The 25,428-nt window shown below is 68.3% G+C and carries 15 protein-coding genes; 6 read left to right on the forward strand and 9 right to left on the reverse strand.

Annotated elements, in window-relative coordinates:
• Positions 1-51: 51 nt before the first annotated feature.
• From drmB to ACFVJQ_RS24095, 4 genes are read right to left on the reverse strand one after another with little or no spacing between them, the layout of a single operon-like run.
• Positions 52-1,920, reverse strand: coding sequence for a DrmB family protein (gene drmB, locus ACFVJQ_RS24080; RefSeq protein ID WP_385786657.1), 1,869 nt, complete (start codon positions 1,918-1,920; stop codon positions 52-54).
• A complete protein-coding gene (locus ACFVJQ_RS24085) occupies positions 1,917-5,162 on the reverse strand; it encodes a helicase-related protein (protein ID WP_385786660.1) in 3,246 nt (1,081 codons plus the stop codon). The genes drmB and ACFVJQ_RS24085 overlap by 4 nt, the downstream gene beginning before the upstream one ends.
• Positions 5,159-7,072, reverse strand: coding sequence for a UvrD-helicase domain-containing protein (locus ACFVJQ_RS24090; RefSeq protein WP_385786663.1), 1,914 nt, complete (start codon positions 7,070-7,072; stop codon positions 5,159-5,161). Before ACFVJQ_RS24090 ends, ACFVJQ_RS24085 begins: the two co-directional genes overlap by 4 nt.
• Positions 7,069-11,826 (reverse strand): DEAD/DEAH box helicase, encoded by a 4,758-nt coding sequence (locus ACFVJQ_RS24095; protein WP_385786666.1) that lies wholly within the window; start codon positions 11,824-11,826, stop codon positions 7,069-7,071. The genes ACFVJQ_RS24090 and ACFVJQ_RS24095 overlap by 4 nt, the downstream gene beginning before the upstream one ends.
• 610 nt (positions 11,827-12,436) lie before the next feature.
• Between ACFVJQ_RS24095 and ACFVJQ_RS24100 the strand changes: the two genes are divergently transcribed.
• Genes ACFVJQ_RS24100 through ACFVJQ_RS24110 form a run of 3 tightly spaced genes read left to right on the forward strand, consistent with a single transcriptional unit; the run spans position 12,437 to position 16,433 of the window.
• Positions 12,437-14,566 carry a helix-turn-helix transcriptional regulator gene (locus ACFVJQ_RS24100; RefSeq protein ID WP_385786728.1) on the forward strand — a complete coding sequence of 710 codons (2,130 nt, stop codon included), beginning with the start codon at positions 12,437-12,439 and terminating at the stop codon, positions 14,564-14,566.
• The gene (locus tag ACFVJQ_RS24105; protein WP_385786669.1) at positions 14,563-15,555 is read left to right on the forward strand and encodes a hypothetical protein; all 993 of its coding nucleotides are present in this window, start codon (positions 14,563-14,565) and stop codon (positions 15,553-15,555) included. Before ACFVJQ_RS24100 ends, ACFVJQ_RS24105 begins: the two co-directional genes overlap by 4 nt.
• A complete protein-coding gene (locus ACFVJQ_RS24110; protein WP_385786672.1) occupies positions 15,552-16,433 on the forward strand; it encodes a DUF6339 family protein in 882 nt (293 codons plus the stop codon). The genes ACFVJQ_RS24105 and ACFVJQ_RS24110 overlap by 4 nt, the downstream gene beginning before the upstream one ends.
• Positions 16,434-16,447: 14 nt before the next feature.
• Here the strand turns inward: ACFVJQ_RS24110 and ACFVJQ_RS24115 are convergent, their stop codons facing one another.
• The 5 genes from ACFVJQ_RS24115 to ACFVJQ_RS24135 form a co-directional block, all read right to left on the reverse strand.
• Positions 16,448-17,710, reverse strand: coding sequence for a DNA cytosine methyltransferase (locus ACFVJQ_RS24115; protein ID WP_385786675.1), 1,263 nt, complete (start codon positions 17,708-17,710; stop codon positions 16,448-16,450).
• 62 nt (positions 17,711-17,772) lie between these two features.
• Complete coding sequence (locus ACFVJQ_RS24120; RefSeq protein WP_385786678.1) at positions 17,773-18,744, reverse strand: DNA cytosine methyltransferase; 972 nt, start codon at positions 18,742-18,744, stop codon at positions 17,773-17,775.
• On the reverse strand, positions 18,744-19,142 hold the full coding sequence (locus tag ACFVJQ_RS24125; RefSeq protein ID WP_385510395.1) for a very short patch repair endonuclease: 399 nt from the start codon (positions 19,140-19,142) through the stop codon (positions 18,744-18,746). Before ACFVJQ_RS24125 ends, ACFVJQ_RS24120 begins: the two co-directional genes overlap by 1 nt.
• A 332-nt stretch (positions 19,143-19,474) precedes the next feature.
• Positions 19,475-20,491, reverse strand: a complete 1,017-nt coding sequence (locus tag ACFVJQ_RS24130) for an SEC-C domain-containing protein (RefSeq protein ID WP_385786681.1) — start codon at positions 20,489-20,491, stop codon at positions 19,475-19,477.
• A gap of 63 nt (positions 20,492-20,554) precedes the next feature.
• Entirely contained in the window at positions 20,555-22,027 is a 1,473-nt protein-coding gene (locus tag ACFVJQ_RS24135) for a beta-1,6-galactanase (protein ID WP_385786684.1), read from the reverse strand.
• 261 nt (positions 22,028-22,288) lie between these two features.
• On the opposite strand from ACFVJQ_RS24135, the gene ACFVJQ_RS24140 reads away from it, so the two are divergent.
• From ACFVJQ_RS24140 to ACFVJQ_RS24150, 3 genes are all read left to right on the forward strand, one after another.
• Positions 22,289-23,089 carry a class E sortase gene (locus ACFVJQ_RS24140; RefSeq protein ID WP_385786687.1) on the forward strand — a complete coding sequence of 267 codons (801 nt, stop codon included), beginning with the start codon at positions 22,289-22,291 and terminating at the stop codon, positions 23,087-23,089.
• Between the two features lie 152 nt (positions 23,090-23,241).
• A complete protein-coding gene (locus tag ACFVJQ_RS24145) occupies positions 23,242-24,099 on the forward strand; it encodes a fumarylacetoacetate hydrolase family protein (RefSeq protein ID WP_385786690.1) in 858 nt (285 codons plus the stop codon).
• 997 nt (positions 24,100-25,096) lie between these two features.
• A partial coding sequence (locus tag ACFVJQ_RS24150; RefSeq protein WP_385786693.1) for a hypothetical protein occupies positions 25,097-25,428 on the forward strand: 332 nt, incomplete at its 3' end.

Here is a 25,428-nt window from a genome sequence, read left to right on the forward strand (position 1 = left end):
CCGGCAGTGGAGGGCACCGATCTGTGTCGGTGCTCCACTGCCAGCCGGATGTCACTGCTCCAGTATGTCCGCGAAGAAGCCCAGGTGAGGATCGTCCGGGGTGCCGACGAGCAGTGCGCGGTCGAGCAGGATGTTGTTGTGCTCGCAGCTCGTCTCGGGGAGCATCGCGCAGGCATGGCACGCGGCCAGGTTCGCGCCTCCGGTACCGGAAGACCGTGCCTCGATGCACAGAGGGTCGGCAGAGCACCAGGTGGCGCGCCTCAGTGCCGAGCGAAGCGCCTCGGCGAGGCGGTCGGGCTCACCCTGTGCCACCACGCCGCCGAGACTGCCAGCGGAGTCGCTCGTCGCCGTGTAGATCAGGAAACCGGCCATGGTGGCGTCCGTGTAAAGGCGCTCGCGCAGGGCCGCGGCCGGGTAACCGGCGTCCAGACTCCACTCGTTGATCAGCACGTGCGCCAGCGTGTGCAACAGCACCATGCGGGGCGTTGCGGGCGAGGAGGGCACCTCCGCAGGATCGGTGGCACGTTCCCTCAGCATGCGGTCGTGGTTGGTCCGCATGCGCTCGACGCGGGCCGCGACTGCGACCGACTCGGCCCAGTCGTCCAGCCGGTTCTCGTCGAGGCGTACGAAGACGCCCTCGCCGTGCACCTCCATCGCCGGGAGCCAGTCGGTCGGCGTCAGGGACAGGGCGGCCTCGTGGCCCTCGGAACTCGACTCCGGATCCGCGATGCGGGTGAACGCCTTGAGCGCCCGCACCTCGCGCAGGCGCTTGACCAGCATCGGCCTGCCGACGCCGAACGGATCGAGGACGGCGGGGTCCGAGGTCGGCGGCTCACAGATGAACTGCTCCTCCCGCCCCTTGTCCCGCAGAGCGTTGCCGGAACAGAGCCGCTCGTACTCCTGGCGGCGCAGCGCCTGGTAGCGGCTCACCGCACCAGCGTCCGAGTCGCTCTCCTGGGCAGGGTCCTCCTCCTGCTCGGCCGCCAGCAGCTCCATGACGGCGTCGACCGAGATCGAGTCGTCGCCCCGGAACGCCCCCTTGAGGTAGATCTCGATCTCCGTGCGGGACGAGTACGAACGCAGGTTCTCCCAGTGCTCCGAGAGCTTGTCGGCGAGGCCGTCGCTCCACGGGGGGATGGACAGGGCGGACTTCAGCACCGGCTGCCAGACCGCCGACGAACCGCGCTGGAGCGTACGGGGCGCCTGCGTGCAGAACTCGGCGGGTGCGTCCCTGAGCCAGGGCCGCCTGCCCTCGCAGCGCACGCCGAGGTCGGTCAGGGCCGAGCGGCGGAAGGCACCCTCCATCGACACCTCCGGCACGCCGCACGTGCACGAGACGAGGACGGAGCGCAGAGAGGCGCTCTGACCGGAGAAGCGCATGCTCATCTGCCCACCGCAGTGCCCGGTCGTGCCTTCCTCGCGGTTCTTGCGGTGCAGCCACTTCCAGTAGGGGAAATCGTCGAGGTGCCCGTCCTCGCAGGCCATTACGAATCGGGACGGCACGAGCGGCTCGTCGTCGCATTCCGTACAGACGTTCTTGCCCGGGGGCGGATTGAAGCTCCGCACGTGCTGCAAGGACTGGCACTTCGGGCAGGAGTGCCACAGCGGGAAACGCCGGACACGTACTCCGTCCTTGCTTGTGTCTTCGGAGGCCGGGGGCAGCCGGAAGTGGTTGACACCGAGGACTCGGGCGAGACGGTGCTCGTGGATGATCGGTGCTTCGTCGAGAGACCAGCTTCGGTGGGCGTCGTCGATGCCGGAGACGATGAACGACTCGTTGTCGACCGCGATCAGCGATCCGACGCCGTAGGTGGTGATCATCTGAGAGCGGCGGACCGACCCGCGGCGGGGAAAGGCGAGACGGGGAACGGCCGAGTCGCCGTCGGTGCGACGGCGGCGTCGCGGCGGGGGCGGGGTCATCGGGAAGCCTCCAGAAAGAGCGCGGACTCGGCGTCGACGTCGCGCAGGCTCCACAGGGTGGACCAGGCGTCGGCGTCCTCGGACTCGTCGTCGAACGGTTTGAGCAGGGCGGGAGCGGGGTTGCCACGAACCGGCTCGTACAGCAGGCCGCCGTACGCGTTTGCCTTCGCCTGCCACCACTCGACGAATTCGTCGAAGGCGTCGGAGGTGGCTTCCCGCTCTTCGGGGGCGACCTGGAGGACACGGCTCGTGAGCAACGGCTTGATCTCGGTGTTCAGGCGGTCCACATACGTGTCGATCCGACCAGCAGCGTCGTTCTCCCGGGCCTCGGGGATGAGGATGCGGGTCAGGGCCACGACCACGGCGTGCAGACCGCGGTCGCGTGACCTGGCGGAGAAAGGTGTCACGGATGTCGACTCCACCTCGCGGTAGAGCGCGGAATGGAAATGCAGGAAGTTCTCGTAGTGCGAACGGTCCCGGGAGCGGACGGCATTGAGCATCACGGCGACCAGGCCCGGATGGGCGCGGCCCACGCGGCTGGTGGCCTGGATGTACTCGGCCGTGGTCTGGGGTTGGCCCATCACGGCCATCAGACCGAGGCGGTCGACGTCGACGCCGACGGCGATCATATTGGTGGCCAGGAGGACATCGCGGACGTCGGGATCCGGGTACCGCATCTCGATCTCCTTGAGCCGGGCGGGGATCAGGCTTGCGTCGACCCGGCTCGTCAGCTCCGAGTAACGGTTGGAGACACGCACCTCTGTGCCGTCGCGGTCGGCGAGGAGCCGCAGATAGTCCTCGACGTCGTCGTTCACCTGGAGCTCGGCGGCCGACAGCAGGCGGAGACTGTTGAAGTAGCCAACCAACGTCCAGTACGCGTCCCGGACCTTGTCACTCGTCTTCGCGCACATGGCCTGGTGGAGCAGGGCCGCGTACGTGCGGATGAGAAGGGTCGACTGGCTGGTGCCAGGGGCGAGCAGACCCACGTAGCGGCGACTGGCCTTTGTCTTGCGGTCGGTCTCCACGGCGAACCAGGAGTCCCGCGCGTCCAGACCGGCCGGCGGAAACTGGCGTACGTCCCGGTCGAAGAGATTCCGTCCCTGATCGGCCGCGCGACGGATGGTCGCTGTGGAGGCGATCACCTTCGGCTGATCGGCAAGGGCGTCGACGGCCGTCTCGTACAAGCCGGTCAGGGTGCCCAACGGGCCGGAGATCAGGTGGAGTTCGTCCTGGACGATCAACTCGGGCGGCGGAGTCGCGTCACCACGCCGATCCCGGTTGAACAGCGATGCGGTCTGCTTGCGCCACGGCATGGAGGCGAACTTGTCGACCGTGGCGATGACCAGGGTCGGGCGGGCCTTGTAGACGGTCTGGTCCACCAGGTGCACCGGCAGGCCGGAGGTGAAGTTACAGTCGGGGCCGGGGCAGCGCACGTCCATACGGACGTCGTCCTCGTCCACCGTGTAGTTGTGGGCGTCCAGTGCCGTGCCGCACCAGGGGCAGGCGTGGAGCTGTACCGGGTTCTCCGTTTGCAGGCTCTGCCCTCCGCGCAGCTTGAGCAGCTTCTCCGCGGCCGTCTTCAGGTCGTTCGGCGTGGCCGACTTGCCGACCCACATGCCGATCGAGATGCCCTCGTCGCCCAGCCGCTCGGGAGCGGCCCGGCGCATCAGCTCCATTGCGCAGATCAGGATCGTGGCACGCTCGAACTGCTGGAGGGTGAGCAGGCGCAGCGTGTAGCGCATGAGCACGGTGACGCCTCCGCCGTCGGCCTCACGGCGCAGCCGGCGCAGGAACGTGGTGAAGGCGATCAGACCGAGATAGGCCTCGGTCTTGCCGCCGCCGGTGGGGAACCACAGCAGGTCCGAGATCTTGCGGTCGGGGTGGTTCGGATCGTCGATGCCGCGCAGGCACAGGAGCATGAACGCGATCTGGAACGGTCGCCAGCGCTGAGCCGACAGATCGGGCGTGCCGGCACGGCCACCCTTCACCCAGGCGCTGCGCGCACGCTGCTCCGCCATGGCCCGGTTGGCCAGCCGGAAGGCCTCCATCACCTCGGGCTTGTCCGCCAGGACCCGAATTCCCTCGCGCATTCGACCGAGGGCCTCGCGGCAGGTGTCGAGCTGCGTGTGCGCGGCCTCCTCGTAGGTGGTTCCGGCGAGAGTGGCGGCTTCAGACGCCTTGGCCTCGATCCACTGCTCGTAACCGAGGGCCAGTCCCCGCAACGCGCCGAGCACCTCGGCGTCGGGGCGCTCGGCGAGGCCGAGCATGCCGAGCGCCGAGCTGTCGATCTCCGGGTTGGAGTCGGTCAGCAGCACCTCGTGCGTGGGCAGGAACTCGGAGCGGATCTCGTTGATCGCGGCACGCTCTATGTCGGTCAGACCGACCTGCGGTGGCGTCCAGTCCCAGTGGGCGGAGCAGCCGTGACCCACCGCGAAGGTGGGAGCATGACGGTACAGCAAGCGGCTCGTGGCCAGTTCCGAGTCGGCAGCGGACAGAGCAGGCGGGCGTTCGACGAAGGCGGACGCGCCGTTGGCGGCCCTGACCTGGAGACTGGGCTGGAAAAGAGCGAAGGCATCCTGCAGTTCCCGTTCGCCCACGACATTTGCGTTGATCAGAGTGACCGTGACGGTGACTGTGCCGGAGGACACGCTGGCAGGTCGTACGAGGACATGCAGCTTCACCTCGTCGGGGACGAGATCCTGTTCGTGAACCCCGGGCTGTGTGACGTCGACCGGTATGTCCGGTAGCTCCAGTTCCCTGCGCCGCCAATGCTCGCGCTGGTCACTTGTGGTCCTGGCCTCCGCTCGCCGGGCGTCCACCCGGTGGCCCTGGGCGTCCACGGGGTCGTACACAGCGGCTCGCGCGGAGATCACGATCTCAGGGCTGATCTCGGGGGCCACGGCGAAGGTGAGGCCCATGGTCGACGGGCGGCGGTCACCGGATGCCGGCGGCTCGACGGCGCCTCCCGACTCCTCGGGGCTGTCGTTGCCGAGCAGCGGCGCCTCGTCGAGGCCCTCTTCCTCTGCTGCGTCCTCCTTCAGCCGCCGACGGGCCTCGCGGTCGGCGGCCCTCGGGAACAGCACACCGATGGGGTAGCGGGTGATCGGTGCGTCCTGGGTGAGGACCTCGACCGGGTCGTCGCCCGCCTCGACGTCCGGTCCGAGAAGCTCGCGGCGCAACCGGGCCACCAGTTCCTCACGGACCCGGTAGTGCTCGTCGTGCGGGGTTGTCCCGTGCGTCATCCTTGTTCCTCCCCGGCGCGTCCGCCGCGTCGATACTTTCCGATTCCGGTGATTCGAGGGGCGATCCACACCCCGTTGCCGCCGAGTCCCGCGTTGGCACCGGCTGCCGTGCTTCCTGCGACCGTCTCCAGCGTCTCCACCCGCAGACCGACGATCTCGGCGGGCCAGGCGATCTCCCACGAGCGCGCGACCATCTCCACCGCGTGCAGGTCTCGGCGGAAGCGCTCGGAGGCCTCGCCGATGACTCGGTCGCGGTGGACTAGGTCGTACGACGGACTCTGGTTCGGCCCGACGGGGAGCGGATGACGCATCCGAAGTGTCACGGCGTCGCCCGGACGAGCGTGCTCCAACAGGTACGTCTGCGTCTCAGCCGCGGACACGTCCGCGTCGTGCGAGCCAGGAGGCTCCTCGCGATGGATGTCTCCGGGCATGGCCTGGATGCCGTAGCGCTCGTACTTCTTCCAACCGCCCAGATACCAACGGCTGGTGGGGCGATGGCGTCGTATGCGGGAGGTGTCCGGTCCTGTCACGTGGTACAGGTCCTCGCGGGCCCGCGTCATGGCCACGTAGAGAGCCCGCGCCTCGGCCGGCACATCGAGATTCACGTGCGTTTTCCGCAGCTCGGCGATGGAGGGGGGCGACAGCAGCAGCACGCGGTCGTACTCCAGGCCCTTGGCGCGGTGCACCGTCGAGACGACCAGCCGAGCCGTCTCCGGGTCGCCCAACTCATCGGGGAAACGCCCCTCGGCCACCAGCCGCCCTACGGCGGCGACGTCGACGAGACCGCGGCCGGTGCGTCGGGTCGCGGCGCGCAACGACCGCCAGCACCGCTGGGGCTCCACGCCCGCCGGCAACGGTATCTCCGCGAGCAGCTCCAGGAAGCGCGCCTCGGTGAGCGTCAACGACTCAGCGCGGCGGAGCAGCTCGGCGACCCAGTACGGCACGGGCCGGTCCTGCAGTGAACGCTTCAGTGCGTGTTCCACCCCGTGCTTGTGCAGGAGTTCCGAGACGGCGAGCGCCTGACGGTTGTCGCGGGTCAGGACGGCGCAGGTGTCGGGGAAGGTCGTCAATGCCTTCAGCGCGAAGTCGCCGGCCAGGTCACCGAGGGTCGGCAGGTCGAGCAGCCGGTCGCGCAGCTCGGTGTGGAGCGTTGCGGCCGCGGTCTCCTGGCCGTTCGGGGAGTCGGCCAGGTTCTGTAGACGGGAGCCGAGGGCGAGAGCTGTGCGGGCTTCGAGGCTCCTCGCCCGGAAGTTCTTGGTCAGGCTGAGTTCGACGAGGTCGTCGTAGGACGTTCGCAGCCAGGCGAAGAACCGATCCGTCTCCCCTGCTCGCTCCGTCGGGTCGTCGATCTGGAAACCGTAGATGCCCTGGGCCGAGTCGCCGACCACGGTGAATCCGCACGAACGCTGGAATCGGTCGAGCAGAGTCTCCACCAGGTTCCGGCGGTCGCCCACCAAGTCCTGCGCCTCGTCGATCACTACATGCGAGGGAGCGCCGAGTTCACCGGCCTCCACCGCGCCCTTCTCGATCGCGTCCGTGGCAGCCCGGATGCGCTCGTCGAAGCTGTGGGCCGTCCACTCCTCGTCGGGGTAGGCCTGCACGAGCAACTGATACGCCCACGAGTCGAAGGTCTGGACGCGCACCCTGCGGGCGCGGTCGCCGTGTCGGGCGATCCGGTCCCGCAGCTCGCGGACGGCGGCACGGGAGAAACTCAGGACGAGAATCTCGCCGGCCTCCAGTGCCTCCTCGGGATCCTCGTGCCCCACCAGGGCGTCGAGGCGCCGTACGACGGTGTGGGTCTTGCCGGAACCGGCCCCCGCGGTGACCAGGAGGCGGGTGTCCCAGGGGAGGTCGACGACGGCCCGCTGCTCGTCGGTGAGCGGAGGGCTGTCGCCGTAGGCGTCGGTCACTTGCTGCTCCACAGGTGCTCGAACTGGGTGAAGGCCAGAGCGGTGTCGAAGTTCTGGATGTTGTCGCTGACGTTGAGGATCAGGCAGGTCTCCTCGCCACCGTTGAGAGGGCCGCGCAGGCCGCGCCCGATCATCTGCTGGTAAACGTTGGGGCTGTAGACGGGGCGGGCGACGACGACGGCTCGGGTGGCGGGGGCGTCGAAGCCCTGGGTGAGGACGCCGTAGTTGGTCAAGACACGGGTGCGGCGCTCCCGGAAGTCGTCGATACGTCGGCGACGGTCGTTGGCCGACGTGGTGGAGTCGACCGCGGAGGCGGTGATGTTCAGGTCGCGGAGCTTCGCCGCCAGGTACTTGGCATGGTCGACCGAGGTCGCGAACACCAGCACTGGCCAGTCCTCCGGCATGTCCGAGATCTCGGCCAGGATGCGGGCGTTGCGGTCGTGGTCGTCGGCCAGTCGCTGCTCAGCCGCCCTGGACAGGATGCTCAGCTGCTCGGCGCGTTGCTTCTCCTCACGGGTCAGCGTGATCGTGCCGCCTTGCAGGAGTCGGTGCTCGACCTGCGCCAACATGCCGAGTCGCTGCAGCTCGGCGTACGCGTCGCCGTCCGGGAACACACCATCGTCCAGACGCCGGCCACCGAATCGATTGATCAGGCGGCGCGTCTCCTCCTGGTTGGTGTTGCGGAACGGCGTCGCGGTGAGGCCAAGGAGGTGACGGTCGGTACGGGAGGCCGTCAGGCCCAGGTGCGCCAGGATCTCGGTGTAGCGGGGCGTGATGGCGGTGTGCGCCTCGTCGACGATGACCAGGGCGGCGTCACGCAGCCAGGCATAGGCGTCGGCGGCAAGACAGTTCGGCTGCTGGAGCTTGGCGTCCGTGGCGACGACCAGCTGCGGTCGGCCGGTGACGGGACCCGCCTCGTTCGTCGACCACAGCCGATTGATCGCCAGCGGCGTCTCGGCGCCGACCTTCTCCCAGACGAACTTCCAGCTCTGCACGGCCTGCTCGCACAACTCCTCGGTCTGAGCGATCCACAGGATCGGCCCGTCGAGGTGGCCCACCTGCTTCACCCAGCGGATCACCGCCTCGGCCGTGACACGGGTCTTGCCCGCGCCAGTCGGAAGGGAGAGCATGCCGCGCTGGGGGACGATCCGGTCCAGCATGGTGAAGACGTTGGCGGCCAGCCGCTCCTGGTAGTCGTGCAGACGAGGGAAGTACCGCGGCCCGTCCACGTCGATCCTCGGTTCCAACGACGGTGCCTGGAATCCGGCGAACGCGTCCGGGAAGCGGAGATCCGCCACGAACGCCACCGCAGTGGAGGCGCCCCTGAACGACGACGGGGCGTGGCTCGGGTAGAGGTTCTGCAGGTCACGGGCGTGGACCTGCAGGATGCTGTCTCCGTGCGCGTTGAACGCCATCTGCGCGATGCGATTGCCGTCGGGTTCGGCTCCGCCGTTCTCCGCGCGCTCACCGTCCATCAGGCCAGCCGGCAGACGCTCCCGCAGGGTCTCGGAGCCCAGCAGCAGCAGGAGCTTGGCCACCACGTCGTCGGCCTCACGCACGGCCTTCAGCGCGTTCTTGACCTTCTGATCCTGCTCCTGACGCTGCTGCGCCTCCAGAACCTGCCGGCAACCGGACTCTCCCATCCGCCAACGGAGTTCACGGTCGACCGCCATCAGGGCCTCGAGCACGTCGGCGGACTCGAGCACGAGGATCACGGACCCCTGCAAGCTGCTGTTCAGCGTCTTGGGACGCATGCCATTGGGGGTGCGTGTTACCTCTTCGAGAACCTTGCACCGCTGCAGCGTGTACTGGTCCACCTGCGAACCACGCATCTGCCGCAGCGTGGGGTACGCCTCCTTGAGCGGCACCGGCTCACCGGCGGGCTCGTACCGGGTCTCGCGGCTGATCACATCGGCGTACGGCAGCATCCCCCACTGCTTGACGAGCAGCGCGGCGTCCTCGGCCGACGCGGTCAGCAGGGCGGGCAGCCTCTCGGAACGCAGCGCCCGATACTCCTCCTGCGACGAGGCGACGGCGATCTCGCCGTCGGGGCGCGTGCCCCACTCGTTGCCGATGCGACACCGGGTGAGCGTGTCGTCGGGGAAGGACACCTCCAGGCGGGTCAGAAGCACGTAGGTGTTGCCGACGAAGACGTCGTCCTCGCTTCGCTGGAGCTTGTCCAGGAGTTGGTCCCAGAAGGAGTCGGGCACGTCCTCGACACTGGTGGCGAGACGAAGCTTGCGGGCCTTCTCGGCGCTGATCTGCGCGACCGGCAGCACGTCGTTGTACGCGGAAAGCTGGGGGCCGACCGACTCGGCGATGGGGCGGATGCCCTGCGAGGTCGGGACGAGGCCGTGCCGCTTGAGCATCCAGCGCATCGGCGAGGCCACCGCCCGACGGGTGCCGACCTGCGCCCCGACCTGCAGGGTCCAGTTGTCGACAAGGGCCTCCTCGGGCAACACCTTCAGGAAGTTGGCGCGGGCCTCCTGCGAGAGCTCGGGCAGCAGATGCAACGGTCCGCCGACCGCTGCGCCCTCCAGCTTCATCTTGGCGAGCGTCGGGCGGGACGCCTGGTTGGGCAGGGTCGCGCAGTACGCCTTGTGCATAGCCTCCCGGTACTGCTCGAACCACGGCTCCCCCTCGGGACGGTGTCCCCCCGTGGACCGGTCGCGCAGCCCCACCTCGCGGAAGAAGGCCATGTCGTCGGAGTGGAACCGGGTGTCCACGGCGATGGTGGGGTCCGACTCCGGCGTCACGACCGGGCCGGGCAGCAGGCAGTTCCGCATCGGTCGGCAGTGCCCGTCCGCGGTGCGCACGTACAGCGTCGACAGCGGGTCGGCCACCCGCTGGACCACCTCGTGCGACAGGTGGCTGCTGCCGGCCTGGTGGAACAGCTCCCAGAATCGGGTCCACTCCTGTGGGCCGTACGAGGTGAAGCCCTGCTCCAGGACGCTGACGAAGCGGCCCCGGACGTCGGCGTCGCGGATGCCGAGCATGGCGAGGGCGCTCGCGAGCGACGGATCGTCGGACAGAGCGGTGTCGACGTACACGAGGGACTCGCGCAGCCCGTCCTGGTCAGTGCGGCGGAACACCTTGCCGACGACCGGGGCCACCACGCCGTGCTCCTCGGTCAGCACGATCCGCGCGGTACGGGCCTCGTTCGCGTACGGCGAGGACGACTGGACCATGTCGGCGACGATGCGGATGGCGGTCGCGGACGCTTCGGCGGTGCCGTCGGTGACCAGGGCCTCCAACCACTCCCGCACCGAGGCACGTTCGCGCTTGGCGGCCTTGAGGATGTGCTCCACCTTGCCGGAGCGGAGGTCCGTGGCCTCGACGGACGGGTGCAGCCAGTTCGTGGGACGGCCGGGGTATGAGTTCCACAGGGTGAGCCAGCGGACCAGCGACTTGTTGTCCTTACCGAGCGACGGGTGGATGTTCAGGTCACGAGGCACCTGCAGCCGGCCGTCCTGGTCCGGCAGCGACGGACGATGGGCGGTGGCCTCCCAGATCCGTTCGGTGAGGTAGCGGTCTGCCCAACTGACGGTTTCCGACTCACGGGCTCGTCCGGGAAGGAGCGGGAGGTACGCGGCCGGGTCGTCTGTGGGGGCCAGCTTGGGCAGCGACTCGACCACCAGTCGGGCCGCGACCCGGATCATCTCCTGGTTGAACGGGGACGAGTCCAGCAGGTTCTGCCGGTCCTCGTTGGTCTTCCAGGCGCCGTTGAGTATTCCGCTCAGCGTCATCTCGTACTTGGTCGGGAAGAAGGACCAGAACCTTCCGCGCCCCTTGGGGGAGGACATGAGCCCGGTGGTGTCCTTCTCGTACTCGCGCACGGCCCACGAAATGTCGAGGGCGACACGGTCGTGCAGCTCGCCCGCGCTGGAACGGGCGGCGACGGTGGGCTCGTGGGTGAGAGTGAACACCCGCCATCGGTTGGCCGAGGGATGCCGGCCGGGGCGCTCCTCACGTACGGTGTGCAGGTCCTGGGCGCGTTCGACGGTGAGGGTTCGCCGCACGACAGGGCGCGGACGACGGTCCTCAAGGATCACCTTGGCCACGTGCGGTGAGAAGAGCTGAAACCCGACGGGGAACTCCTCCCGGCTACCGGCCGACTGCCCACCGTGCATGTCCTGCCCGAGTCGATCGGCAGCCCCGTCGAGCAGCGGAAGGCGCACGACGGTGGTGGCCCAGCTCAGGAGTTCGTCGAGTACGGGGTCGGCGGCGCGCTCGGCGGCTTCGTCCAACGGGCGGGCCATGCGCAGCACCGGAGCTTCGAACTCCTCGCCGAGACGGGCCGTGACCCCGGGGACGGAACGGATCTGCGCGTAGGCCCACTCGCGGTCGAAGCCGAAGGCGCCGTCACGGCTGAAGAACTGCGGGGTGTCGGTGACGACGAGCACGGACTTCACCCCCACCCCGAAGCGCCCGATCTGGCCGCCGCGCTTGCGAGACATGCTCATCCGGAGAATCGTCTCGGCGCCTTCCGGGGTGACGGGAGTTCCCTCGTTCGCGCAGTAGAGATGAGTGTCTGTGAGAACGACGTGGACGGAACCACCGGGCTCGGCGGCGATTTCGTCCGCGGCGTTCTGGACGAGCTCGAAGAGCTGCCGGTCACCGTATCCACCCTGGGTGATCCGTCTTTCTCCGTTCGCATGCTCCGGAATGAGGCCAGGATCGACGGCGTACGTCTTGAGAACGCGGGAGGACTGATCGACCACGGTCTTGAGCACGGGGGTCAGTTCGGGAGACACGGGACTCCGATCCTGGAGTGGTGGCCTGGTAGGAAGGAGCTATGACGACTGTTTGGGCCAAGCGAATTCGAAGTGACGTCATGTCAGGCAGCCTGACACCTGCGGGTGATGACACGGACGCGGCTGCAGTGACGATGGTTCCCGCGCAGACTGTCCCTGCGAGAAATAACCGATGGGTGCTGCTGTTCAACGCGGCCTGCACTTTCCGGTCGGTGAGTCAGCGAGAATTGCGCTGAGTGAACTGGGAAAGAGAATCGGACATGCGAAACCGATGTGCACGCCGATGCCTGCATGCCGTCGCGGAAGTTCAATGAGGAGAAGACGGCACACTTCTACCAGGGCGTCGGAGAAGTCATTCCTCCGAGGCGGGTGGGGCCGCGGAAAGGACGTTACCCGGCTGCGGCGAGGGTGCGCAAGGGAGTTCGAAGAACCGGTTCGGCGGAGATAAAATGGACGAAATGGGAGGAAGTTGGTGAATCCTGCCACAGGGTGAAGCCTGGTCGCTCCGGTTCCTGTCAAAGGTTGTTTGACAAGGGGTGCACTGTCAAAGGCGCGGGTATGGTGGGCTTGCTGTCCGACGCAAGTGGAGCACACCCGAGAGCAGGTGACCGTGGAAGCAGGCGAGGACTTCGGTCCATGGCTGGCGCGGCAGTTGAAGCTCGCCGACATGACGCAGACCGAGCTGGCCCAGGCCGTGGAGGTGACGCGCGCGGCGGTCTCGGCGTGGATCACCGGACGGGCCGCTCCCCGGCCCGAGACGATCGAACGTATCGCTCGGGCCCTGAACACCGATCTGGCCACGGTCCACACCCGCACCACCGACACTCAGGCCGGCCTCCCCGTCGGGTGGTACCACCGTCCCGGTCATGCTGACGGCGGCCGCGAGTTGGGCAACGCCGCAGCCTTCGCCTTCGACGCCGACGTGGAGGTGCTGGCTCGAGAGACCTGCCAGAACAGTCTCGACGAGCGCCTCACCACCAACGGGCAACCCGTGCGCGTGCGTTACACACTGCACGAGCTCACCGGCGAGACACTTGCGAGATTCCGAGAGGCCATCCAATGGGACGACCTCTTCCCGCACTACGAGGCCGCCGCAGCCCAGGAGCAGAAGGTCGGCCGGGTCATCAACGCGGGGCTGCGAGACATGTACGAGCATGACCGTCTCGTGCTGCTGCGAGTGGACGACTACAACGCCGCGGGCCTGACGGGCGACGACTACGACGACGGCCGCTTCGCGGCGGTGGTGAGGCGTCAGCTCGACAGTCACAAGTCCGGCAGCTCGGCAGGCGGTTCCTACGGCTTGGGCAAGGCCACGCTGTGGGCCACCAGTCGACTCGGCCTCGTACTCATGAACTCGACGCTGTCCGAACCGCATGAGGGCCGCACCGAGCGTCGCCTCATCGGACGCCTCGATCTGCCGTGGCGTCAGGTCCAGGGCAAGCCGTGGGCAGGGCCGGCATGGCTGGGGCGGCCTGACCCCGACTCACCGGGAGCTGCCGTGGCGCGGTCCTGGTGGGCGGACGAGGAGACCGTGGAAGCCCTTCACCTGGGGCGTGAGAGCGGTGAGCCCGGGACGTCGTTCCTCATCGTGGGGGCTCACGACGTGGCGAGCCTCGCGGACGACAGTTCCGCATCCGATGGCGACGAGGGTGAGGACGACGACAGCATCCAGCGGATGCATCGAAGGCTCGTGCGGGCCCTGGGCAAGAACTTCTGGGCCGCAATGACGGGCGGCGGCGACCAACTGCCGCTGCTGGAAGCTTCCGTGCGCACCCTGCGCAATGGTGAGGTGGTCCTTCCGGAGGAGCGCGTGGATCCCACGGTCACGCAGCCCTCCCGTACGCGCGCACTGAAGGCGTTTCTCGACGGCACGACCGTGGAGCAGCTCACGGAATCCGGGCAGGTCGTGGCGACCACCGTGCCCCTCAGCCTGCCCGCCAGGGGCGGCGCACGAGCCTCTCTGGGAGAGCACCGCGCCGTGCTCCTGGTGACGGATGCCGAAGACCCGGACGGCAAGCCCAATCGTGTCGTGGCGATGCGCGGCAACCGTATGACGGTGCGAGACGCCGCTGTTCCCGGCTTGCCGTTGTCCACCAACCCCTTCCAGGCTGTTCTGCTGGCAGGTGAGGCCGCAGGTACACAGGCCCCGTTCGCCGTCGAGGCCGAGGAGTTCCTACGCGCCGCCGAGCCCCCGGAGCACAACAAGTGGGGACAGACAGAAGAATTGACGCTCACTTACTCGCCCTCGGCGTACCGGCGGATCGCCTCCCTCACCCGGGAGACCAACGCGGCGATCAAGGAGCTGGTGGCTCGTCCCAAGAAGAGGCCCAAGGCGGGGGGAGGGCGCCTGGCCCCCAAGCTGACCGTCGGCACGGGAACGAAGAAGCGTCGGCTGTCGGCGGCGACGCTACCCGTCCTGGAAGAGCTGGACGCGCAGGTCCTCGAAGGCGGAGCCTGGCAGGTGATCGGTGAGATCAGGATTCCTGCCGGCGGCCACACCTGGCGGCTCGCCCCGGTGGCCAAGTTCGATGTGCGTTCCGGCCCGCGTCCCTCCATCGCGTGGGCCGAGATCGTGGGAGTGGACAACTGCCAGGTGGTGGATGGCACTCTGCGTTTCTCCGACGGAGCGCGCTCCGCGACATTCCGTGGCGTGACCGATCCCATGACACACGCCGTCAGGACCAGCCTGAGCGGTCTCGTCGTCGAACTGCGCACCGGTGAAGGGGAGTCGCTGTCGTGAAGGTGTTCCCGTACCCGCGCCTGCGCGGCACGGTCTCCCTACGAGTGGACGCGGCCAGGGTCAAGGCACCCGAGCAGCCTCGCGAGCAGCTCGACTCCCGTGCGCGCTCCGTGGTCGAGCGTGTCGTCGCGCTCGGCTTGGCGGAGACGGAGGACTGGGAGACCGCCACGCTGACCGTTTCGGCGACGATCCCTTCCAAGGCCACCGAGCCGGGCGGCCCGTGGTCCGATGTCGCGGTTGTCGCGGTGCTGACGGACCGGACAACCAACACCCGAGTCACGTCGAGGCTCGTCCCCGAGGCGGAAGGCGGCCGTGAATGGCGCGGTGAACTACAGGTGCTGCGTGCCGACCTCTTCGACCGGGCTACGCTGACGGTCCAGGTGGTCGCAAACGTCGACGGCGTACCTGGACGGATCATCGCGGAAGCGGCTGACGACTGGATCGTCGACGCGAGGAGTGACACCCCGACACGGGAGCAGAGCTTCGACATCAAGGAAGTCGGGTTCGCCAAGGGCCCGAGCTGGCTGCGGAACTTCACCGACGTCCCGTGGATCGTGAACGCGTCGGGGACACTGCCCACCGTGCACATCAACACCGACTTCGAGGGCATGACGGACGTCCTCAGCGCTGAGGGACGTGGCCCCGAGGGACTGGTCAACGAGCTGATGGTGTCCCAGATGGCCGCCGACGTGTGGATCGCCGTGTTCCATTCGGCCATCGGCGACCTGGAGGTCGAGGAGGACGGCACTCCACTGTTCCCGCACGGTTGGCAGGGTGAGGTGCTCAGGGAGATGCTTCCCGACGTCGTGCCCGACCGGACTCTCGAGGACGCCTTGCGTGAGGTGCACCGCCGTCGTGTGGGCGCGACGGGATGGACCGAACTGCAGCCGCGCATCCAGTACGCGGCGATGCGCAGGGCCGAGGTCCCCAGGGCGCTGTCGGAGACGGTACGCGGCCTGGACAAGCTCAAGCGTGAGGACGAAGTATGACGGAGAAGCCCGAGCACCTGCCCGAGTACCTGGCTCAGCTCGCCGACGAGAACGCGGCGCGGTTCATCACGGACGGGTTGCTGTCCGGCAAGGACAACGTCCCGGCGATCGCCCTCCACCAGGCTGCCGAGCCCCTGCCAGAGAGCCCTCGGACGCGGCTTCGTGCGATACGGGACCTGATCGACGACGCGATGTACACGTACCAGGACGACAGGCCGACGCAGGTGGACGCCTGGCTCGCTCCACGTCTGCATGCGATTCTTCGTCTCACGCGCGCGGAGGCCGCGGATCCCGCGCTGTGGAACTACCTGGCCCTCGGCGTCGCTCCCGACTTCGTGGTCTGGCGGCACCTTTCCGAATCGAAGAAAACCGTCAACGCCCGGTACTTCAAAGGCCCGTATCACAAGCAGGCTTTCGCCCGACTCTGGTGGTCGGCCGAACTGTTTCGGAACGGGCCCGACTATGAACCGGTCGTCATCGCCTGCGGTAACCAGGACATGTTGAACACGGTCCTGAGGTTGGACGTCATCGACCACCGGCCCACGGCGCAGGCGTTGGTCCGGCTTTTGAAACGGGACGTGGTGCGGACGGGACGTGATGCGAACGCGCTGGGCAAGGCCGTCAACACAGCGGGAGCGACCCTGATGTACGACGTCATCGCGCCGGACACGGAGCGGGATGCCGGGGCCGTGCAGAGATGGATCGACGAGGGGGAAGCGGGCCTCTCCGTGCACCACCGCCCTCTTCCAGTCGGTCCTGCCGAGGAGCCCGCCCCCGAAGAGTCGGTGGAGCGCCTGACGGACCACTTCGCGGAGCTGTTCGCGGACGCGCCGGTGCGGGGCAAGGAAGAGAGAGAGGAGACATCGGAGGAGGGCTGATCCGAACGGCCTCTCTACCGCTGGCGGGGAGGCCGCCAGGCCTTGAGTGCTTTGATCGCACGGTTCTTGCGGCTCTTGTCCAGTCCCAGCGCCGTGCACAGCACGTGGACGGCGAGGAGCGGCGGGATCGCGTTGCCGATCTGCTGCGCTACATCGGTGCCCCGCCAGGGGTACTCGGCCGGAAACGTCTGCAGCAGGCCGGCCTCGCGTAGCGTGAAACGGTCCTGCTCCGGACCCAGTTCAGGCTCGCCGTTCGCGTCGAAGCCCTTGAGGTCGTACACCTTGTTGCGGCGCACCTTGCCTGTGACGGTGGCGGCCGGCTGGTTGGAGGTGCGGAGTCCTCGTTTCTTTGGGTCTCCGCCCGATCCGTAGTTGGAGCGGACGACGAATTCGGTGGACCGTGAGTCCTCGAGGGCGTCGCCCATGGAGACCCAAGGCTGCTTCGGGATGGGAGCAGGGGCCGGCGTCTCGAATGGCAGGTCCTGCTGGAGGTCCCTCGTGGGCGTGCTTTCCTGGGCGGCGGAGAGGCGTTCCGCTCCCTTGCGGTAGCGCTGATGCGTCAGAGTCGGGAACTCGAGCCCCTGGCCTCTTTTTCCCGTGTATCGGGCGATCAGCACGGCGCGGCGACGTGTCTGCGGCACCCCGTAGTCCTCGGTGTGCAGGATGTGGCAGTCAGCGTCGTATCCAAGCTCGCGAAGGATGTCGCGGTACTTCGCCCAGACGGGCAGGACGGTGGGTACCTGTTCCAGTACCACCACCTCGTACGGATCGGCCTTGAGCTTCTTCTCGACGATCCACCGCAGGGGTTGGAGCACGAGACCGGTGCGCTCGTCTGTCCACGACAGCTCGTGGGCCCTCTGCTCGACGGTTGCCCAGGCCTTCTCCAGCCTTCCGACGGTCTCGCTCCGCCCCACGCGCTCGGCCAGATCCTTCACCTCTTCGAGGGCCTTGTGACCCTCGCGATTGCCCGCCACCGAGTAGGTCTGGCAAGGCGGGCCTCCGGTGAGGACTCTGGCTGTGGCGACCTCGGGGTCGAGCGGGTTCACCTTTGCCACGTCCGGTTCACTGGTGGTGCGTAGGCCCGCAGCGCGTCGGGTCGCCCGGGTCGATTCCTCCCATTCCACGCCGATCGTGGGCAAACCGAGCACCTCGGCCGCGATGTCCAGGCCGCCCGGTCCCGCAAAGAGGTCCACAATGTCGGGTTGGGTCTGGTTTGCGTCCGGATGAGGTGCTCGGGTCATGAGGTGGAAGTGTAGCCAGCGTCGGCTCGCAGGCACCGCCTGAGCCGTGCGGCTGGGTGCGAGCCTGCAGTTTCTGCTGTGACCTGGCGATTCTTCGTTCAGGAGCGAAGCGCCCGGGCGATGGCCCGGCCGAGCGCCTCGCCCACCGGAGGTGGGGAGGCGTGGCCGATCTGCCGGTAGCGGGCCGTCTTCTTTCCGGTGATCTGCCAGTCCTCCGGGAAGCTCTGGAGCAGGGCTGTCTGGTCGACTGTGAGCCGCACCATGCGGTCCTTGCCGAGCTCCGGTGCCCACACGAAGTCCGGTCCGGGGATCTCGTTGCCCAGCGAGTGGGCGTTCACCCCCAGCTTCTCCCACTTCCGTTTGGTTCCGGCTGGCCCCAGATCGGCGCCGCCGCGATTCTTCGACCCGCCGACCAGCGTCGGAGCCACGGTGGCCGCTTGGGCCGCCCATCGGCTGGCGTCCTTCCAACCACGCGACCGCATGGAGGGCGCCAGGGCCTCGCCGACCGACACATGATCCGGCACGGTCGGGGACGGCGCCCGAAAGGCGGAGAACCACCGCTTCTTGAGCGCCACGAGCACCCCCTGCTTACGGTCCTGCGGCACTCCGAAGTCGGCGGCGTTGAGGACGAACCAGCTGAACTCGTAACCGAGATGCTCCAGTTCGGCGCGGGCGAACTCGCGGAAGTCGTGGAACTTGTCCGAGTCCGCGAGGGCAGGCACATTCTCGATGAGTATGGCCCGAGGTTTGACCGCGTGGGCGAGGTAGACCGCCGCCTTCAGCAGCCGCTCCTCCTCGCCCGACTCGGCCCGGGCGGCCGTGGCGTTGGACTTCACCCGCGGCAGCCCCGCGGACAGCAGGTCCACGTCGTAGCTTTCCGGGTGCTCGCTCGGGTCGAGGTCCAGAAGGTCCCCCTGAAGCACGTTCCAGTGTGGTCGGTTGGCCCGTAGGGTCCGGCAGGCATCAGCGTCCTCGTCCAGGAGCAGCGTCGGCTCGAAGCCGGCCCGCTCCAGTCCCAGGGCCAGCCCACCCGCCCCGGAGCACACGTCCACAAAGGTCAGCGCGCTCATCAAGTCGTCCCCCGTCCCCGTTGGGCCCTCCGTCGCGTCACCGCCTCTGCGACGCGCAGGGCCACATCCTCCGGCGCTTCATGCTCCCAGAACCGCAGGACTTCCCACCCGGCGGCCACGAGGTGCTCGGTGGTCTCCGCGTCGCGCGCCATGTTGCGGTCCAGCTTCTGCCGCCACCACTCTGCGTTCGACTTCGGCTGCGTGGCGTGTTGAGGGCAGCCGTGCCAGAAGCATCCGTCGATCAGGACGGCCACCTTGACCGAGGTGAAGGCCACGTCGATCCGGCGTCGGGCCATGCCGGGCACCGGGTACTCGATGCGGTAGCGCAGCCCGGCCGCGTGCAGTAGGCGACGGACCGCCAGTTCGACGGCCGTGTCCTTGCTGAGCTGTCTGCTCATGCGTGCCGAGACGGCGGGCGACGACGGCTTCATCGTGCTCAAGCGGCAGTGCCTCACAATCGTGACTCGGTCCGTTCGATTGACCGCCGAGTCCGCCTGGCCCGAGTCGATCGCCTGGGGCTGCACAGGGTCCGCCCCACCCCTTGGACGAAGTGGGCATGGCGAGACCGAACGACATCACAAGCCCGACGCGGATCGATCGAGCCGTTGGACTACGGCTGCGGTGTCGATTCCATCACGGGGGCAAGCCCAACCGCACCAGGTCCCCCTGGCGGGGGTGAAGCCGAACTCCACGGCCATCGGTCTCAAGATGTCGGCCCGGTGGCCGGCCTTCAGGTCTCCGGGTTCCCGTGGCAGGCCTTGTACGAGTTCCCGGACCCACACCAACACCCCGCCCCCTTCTGCGGCGGCCAGGCAACCGCCCTCCCCCTCGCCGCCAGCGTCGTCGCATACTGCGGCAGCAGGTCCGCGTCCGAGGGAGACGAACCCTCCGACGCCGCGAACGCCTCATACGACGGCACCGTCCCCGTCACGATCCCCAGGTTCGGCGTCCCGGACGACGCCAGCTCCCTCAGCGACGCCTCTATCGTCGCCAGGTGCTCCTCATGCGAGGGATACTCCATGGCCAGCGACGGATACGCGGCCACCAGCTCCGCCAGTTCCCCCGCCGGCCAATGCAGGACCGCCACCGGGAACGGGCGGGACAACGCCTCCCGGTACGCCCCCAGCTCGGCCCTCAGTCGGGAGATCTCCGCCTCCAGCTCCGCCGGGTTGTTCGAGCCCAGGGACCAGATGCGCTTCGGGTCGTGGAGCTCGTCCAGGGAGACCGGCATCGAGTGGAGCGTGTCCGCCAGCAGGTCCCAGTCGTCGTGGGTCAGGCCCAGCATGCGGCGTACTCGATGGCGGCCGAACAGCAGGGGACGCGTCGAGTGGGGCGGTTCCGCGCCGTCCGTCAGGAGCAGCCGTGCCCCTTCCGTGAACGTCTCCTGCGCCGCATCCAGCTCGTCGTGGGACTCCAGGGCCTCGGCGATGATCACCCAGGGGGCGGGGTCCCGGGGCGAGGCAGTGCGGATGCCCTCGATGATCGCCCGGGCTTCCGCCTCGTGGCCGTACTCCCACAGGTTCGAGGCCTTCAGGGCTCGGACCAGGGAAGGGTTCTCCAGGGCGTCGGCAGACAGCAGGCGGTCGTAGAGCACGGACGCGGCGGGGCGGTCGCCGGCCAGTTCCAGGTGGGCCGCGGCCCTCAGGAGCAGGGCCTCGGCGTCCTCGGGGTACAGGCCAGCGGTTCGCTCCAGGCGGGCCGCTTCGGCGTGGTGGTCGACATTCTCGGCGGGCGTGTCGGGGCGCATGGGGGACACCGTACTGCCGGTCAGTGACAAGCGTGAGATATCTGCAGGTCGGCGACTGGCCGACTACACCGTCACCCCATCCACCTGCAACGTCTGCACCGCCCCCGCCGCGAACGGCACACTCACCGACTTGCCGGAGAGGCGCGTGTCCGAGTACGCGCGGTAGCGGTCCGAGCCGGACGTCGCCGTGTTCCAGCGGGGGACCAGGCCGCCCGATCCGCCGGTCACCGTCGAGAAGCGGGAGAGGTCGAAGGTCAGGGTCTGGGCCGACGTCGAGGTGTTCACCGCCACGATCACCAGGCGCCTCGACGATGCCGAGTACGCCGCCGCCGCGTAGCTCACGCCCGTGTCGAGGATCGTCATTCCGGGGCGGATGTGGCGGCTGAACTGGGCCATGACGTAGTACTTGGGCTGGACCGTCGTCGGCTGCAGCGTGTTCGCGTCGTACGCGATCATCGCCCAGCCCGTCGTCGGGTCCATCACCTGCCAGTAGCACCAGGCCGTCGGGTGCAGCCAGCGGAAGTCGTAGCAGAGGTTCGACGCCATGGTCAGGCCCGAGGCGTCGCCGTCGCCCGTTTCGGAGTTCCAGAGCTTCTTGCCGGACGTCGTCACCACGTCCGTGTACAGCAGGTCCCGGCGGCCGCCCGAGCCCTGGTAGCCGTGCACGTTCACCTGGGACACCAGGGCCCTGGTGGAGGAGCCGAAGGAGGCCCACGTCGAGCGGGCCGTGTCGTAGTTCGTCTCGTCGGAGGCCGAGATGCGGACGCCCGTCAGGCCTCGCTTGTCCAGCTCGCTGCGCATGTGCGGGAGTACGGCGGCCTGGACCGCCGGGTCCATGTGGCAGCCCTCCTGGGTGCCGGTGGCGGTCCACCAGCTGGACGCCGGCTCGTTGAACGGGTCCACCGTCGCGAAGTTCACGCCCCAGTTCGTACGGGCGTACGCCGCGACCGCGGCCAGGTGGGAGGCATGCTGGCGGTAGTTCCAGGTCTGGAGGTTGTTGCCGCCGTCCGCCGCGCCGGACGGGTTGTGGTTGTAACACATCCACCACATCGGTGAGTTGGCGAAGAGCTCGGTGATCGCTCCGCGCTGCACGGCCTTCTGCAGCATCGCGCGCTGGGCCGCGTCCGCCGTCCAGTCCCAGGCCGAGGACGTCGGGTCCTCGTTGTTCCAGTCCTGCCAGAAGCCCTCGATCTGCTTGAAGGCGGGGATGTTGGGGGACTCCGCCATCGACTCGCCGTTCACGCTGTTCCAGCTGCACGCGCCCAGGTTGTAGCGGGCGATGTTGAGGCCGAGGCCGGGGAGTGCCGTGCCGTTGTACGTCACCGAGTTGGTGGTGAAGAAGAGGTCGGCGAAGTCGTTCCGGTTGCCGAAGACGTTGGCCCACCAGGCGAGGGACGTGCCCCAGCCCTCCCACGTGCCGTACCTCGTCGACGGGTTGACGGCGATCGTGGCGTCCGCGTGTGCGGTGCCGGTCGCCAGGGCGCTGCCGAGGAACGTGCCGCCTGCCGCGGCCAGCAGGGTTCTGCGTCGGATCATGGCTTCTCCGCCTCCATCAACTGCCGGGTGGTCGAACCGGCGTCGGGGCCTGTCCCGCTCATGCCGTCAGGAAGCATCGGCTGTGGCGGGTGGGGTTGTCGAGAGGTGTGACAGCGCTTTCTGCCGCTTTCCCGAACCCCTTTCTCAAACCGGTGGAAGAAGGGTGGGCAGGAGTGTTCGAGGGGCGGACGCGTATGGGTCTGGTGACCTCGTGGCGTGGCGCTTATCGTGCGGGCGGCCCACGTGGAGGAGGCGTCCGCCATGCGCGTTCCCGTCGTGCAGCACGGCACCCGGCGCCGGCGTGCGCTGCGCCGGCGTGCCCTGTGGACCGGGGGTGAAGCCCTCGTGACCGTCGGCGTCGTACTTCTGCTCCTCGTCGTCCACCAGCTGTGGTGGACCAACCGTCAGGCCAGAGCGGGCGCCGAGCGGAAGGTGGAGGCGCTGGAGCGGGAGTGGGGCAGTGGAGGGCGGGGAGGTGAGGAGGGTGGCGACGGCCAGGGGGCGGCGGTCTCCGCGGGGCCTGCCGAGGAACCCGCGAACGAGGAGCCCGCCCGCCGGCAGCGTGCCGACCAGCCGCAGTCGCCTGCCCCGGACCCCACCCCCTCCCTCGCCTACGCCATCCTCACCATCCCGCGTCTCGACCTCCGCGTCCCCGTCGCCGAGGGCATCAGCAAGCCGGACGTCCTCAACAAGGGGTACGTCGGCCACTACCCCGGCACCCAGCAGCCCGGCCGCGCCGGCAACTTCGCCCTCGCCGGGCACCGGAACACCCATGGCGAGCCCTTCCGCTACCTCAACCGGCTCGACGACGGCGACCGGATCCTCGTAGAGACGCAGGACGCCGTGTACACGTACGCCGTCGACCAGACCGTGCCGCAGACCTCCGCGCGCGACACCGGTGTCCTACGGCCCGTGCCCCGCAGCCTCGTCCACCCCGCCCGCGGCTATCGCGAGCCCGGGTACTACCTGACCCTCACCACCTGCACCCCGGAGTACACCTCCACGTACCGGCTGGTGGTGTGGGGGACGCTCACCTCCATGCGGCCGGCCCAGGACCGCTGAGCGCGGCACCTTACGGTCCAGTACGTGAACCGGGTCTTGCGGACTGGAACTCGACCTTGGAGGATCAACCAGTCCTCCGATGGCTGCGTCTCCCGCCGCACCCGGGCCGCGGCCGATCGGAGGACCGCCCGCGATCGAGGGAGATTGTGCTCATGAAGCTGCTGCGAGTCGGTACGGTCGGGGCCGAGCGGCCCGCGCTGCTCGACGCCGAGGGGGTTCTGCGGGACCTGTCGGGCCTCGTGCCGGACATCGACGGCGAGCTGCTCGCCGACGACGCGTCGCTCGGCCGGATCCGGGCAGCCGCCGACGCCGGGGAGCTGCCCGTGCTGGACGCGGCGGGGCTGCGGATCGGGCCGCCGCTGGGGCGGATCGGCAAGATCGTGTGCATCGGGCTGAACTACCACGACCACGCCCGCGAGACCGGCGCCGAGCCGCCCGCCGAGCCGGTGATCTTCTTCAAGGCCGCGGACACGGTGGTCGGGCCCCACGACACGGTCCTTGTGCCGCGCGGGTCCGGCAAGACCGACTGGGAGGTGGAGCTGGCGGTCGTCATCGGACGTACGGCTCGCTATCTGGAGTCGGTGGAGGACGGGCTCGCGCATGTCGCCGGGTACGCGGTGGCCCATGACGTCTCCGAGCGGGAGTTCCAGATCGAGCGGGGCGGGACCTGGGACAAGGGCAAGAACTGCGAGACGTTCAATCCGCTGGGGCCGTGGCTGGTGACGGCGGACGAGGTGCCGGATCCGCAGAAGCTGGCGCTGCGGCTGTGGGTCAACGGGGAGCTGAAGCAGGACGGGACGACAGCCGAGCAGATCTTCTCCGTGGGGGAAGTCGTGCGCTACGTCAGCCAGTTCATGACGCTGTATCCCGGCGATGTCATCAATACGGGGACGCCGGCGGGGGTTGCGTTGGGGCAGCCGGAGCCGAAGCCGTATCTGCGGGCCGGGGATGTGGTGGAACTGGAGATCGAGGGGCTGGGACGGCAGCGGCAGGAGTTCAAGGACGCCTGACGGGACTTCGCGGGGATCAGGTCTCTGGGAGGTTGTCGACGAGGGTTGCGGGCGGGGGATTCGGGGGCGTGGGGACCTGGATGAGGAACGGGACGAAGACGATCTGCCCGTCTTTGTGTATGGGTCTTTGTGAAACCCGGTAGCACACAATGGTGTTCGGGTCGCGAATGGTGTTGTAGCACTTGAGAAGCTTCGGTGGCGCGATCTGGGAATGCTGCGGCAAGGGGCTGGCCTCACTTGCCGGGGCGCACCATGCGCAGGCCGCCAGGCAGCAGGAGGTTGCTGCTGCGACGGTGGTGATCCGTTGAAGTGCTGTCATTTTCCAGGAGCTTCAGCTGAGTTGACCGGGCGGCGGTCTCGGAATCATGCGTGAGGGGAATTGTTGAAGGCTGGCCACAACTTGTCCGAAGCGGCCAGTGGGCCACCGGTAGTTGAATTCGGCTTCTAAATCTTCTGAATGAATCCACGCTACCAGTGCGTAGTAACGCCTGCGACTTCAGATGCACGAACGGAGCAGCAGCGTTAGGTTGTTGGAGTCCGGGCTTATACGTCTCCAGTGCCGGTGAGGCATTTAAAGGCAGAGGAGAATTCCGTGACTCGCAAGGTCGCATTGAGCGCCGCAGCGGTAGTTGCCCTAGTCGGAGGGATGGTTGGTACCAGCGTGCAGCCAGCCTCCGCTGCACCGAACCAACCGAACCAGACACCGAACCAGTCGTGCCGGGTGGTAGGAAACACTCTGACAGGCGAAGGTTTCACTCCTCGTGGAACGTTCAACGTCACGCCCGGAGGGGCGGCGCCTGCGCTTGCAACATCCGACGGCCGCATCGGACCGCTCACCGTTTCGGGCACGGGGCCGGTCCGCGTGGGTTCCGTGGTCTGCGCCGGGGCTGCAGCGGCATCGACAGGGAGTGAAGCTACCGCCGTAGCTATCGCAACGAGTACAGCACGACAGGCGATAAGCAGAGGCGCCTCCCCAGCAACAGCGAAGGCGCAGGGCTTGGCAGCGGCACGAAGGCAGCTGGGACCAGCTGCGTCGCAGACGACGATAAACAACGTCTTCACTCAGGTAAACAACAACGTCAACCAAATCATCGGCTCGACAATTTTCGGCGATGTCAGTCAGCAGGCGGGGGGCGTCCAGGAGGGCGCTGAGGAAGAGGGCGCCGAGGAGGAGGGCGTCGAGGAGGAGGGCGTCGAGGAGGAGGGCGTCGAGGAGGGCGCTGAGGCCGGTGCCGAGGAGGGCGCTGAGGCCGGTGCCGAGGAGGGCGCTGAGGCCGGTGCCGAGGAGGGCGCTGAGGCCGGTGCCGAGGAGGGCGCTGAGGCCGGTGC

It is taken from the genome of Streptomyces sp. NPDC127197, from assembly GCF_042672405.1.
Classification (GTDB): domain Bacteria; phylum Actinomycetota; class Actinomycetes; order Streptomycetales; family Streptomycetaceae; genus Streptomyces; species Streptomyces flavusporus.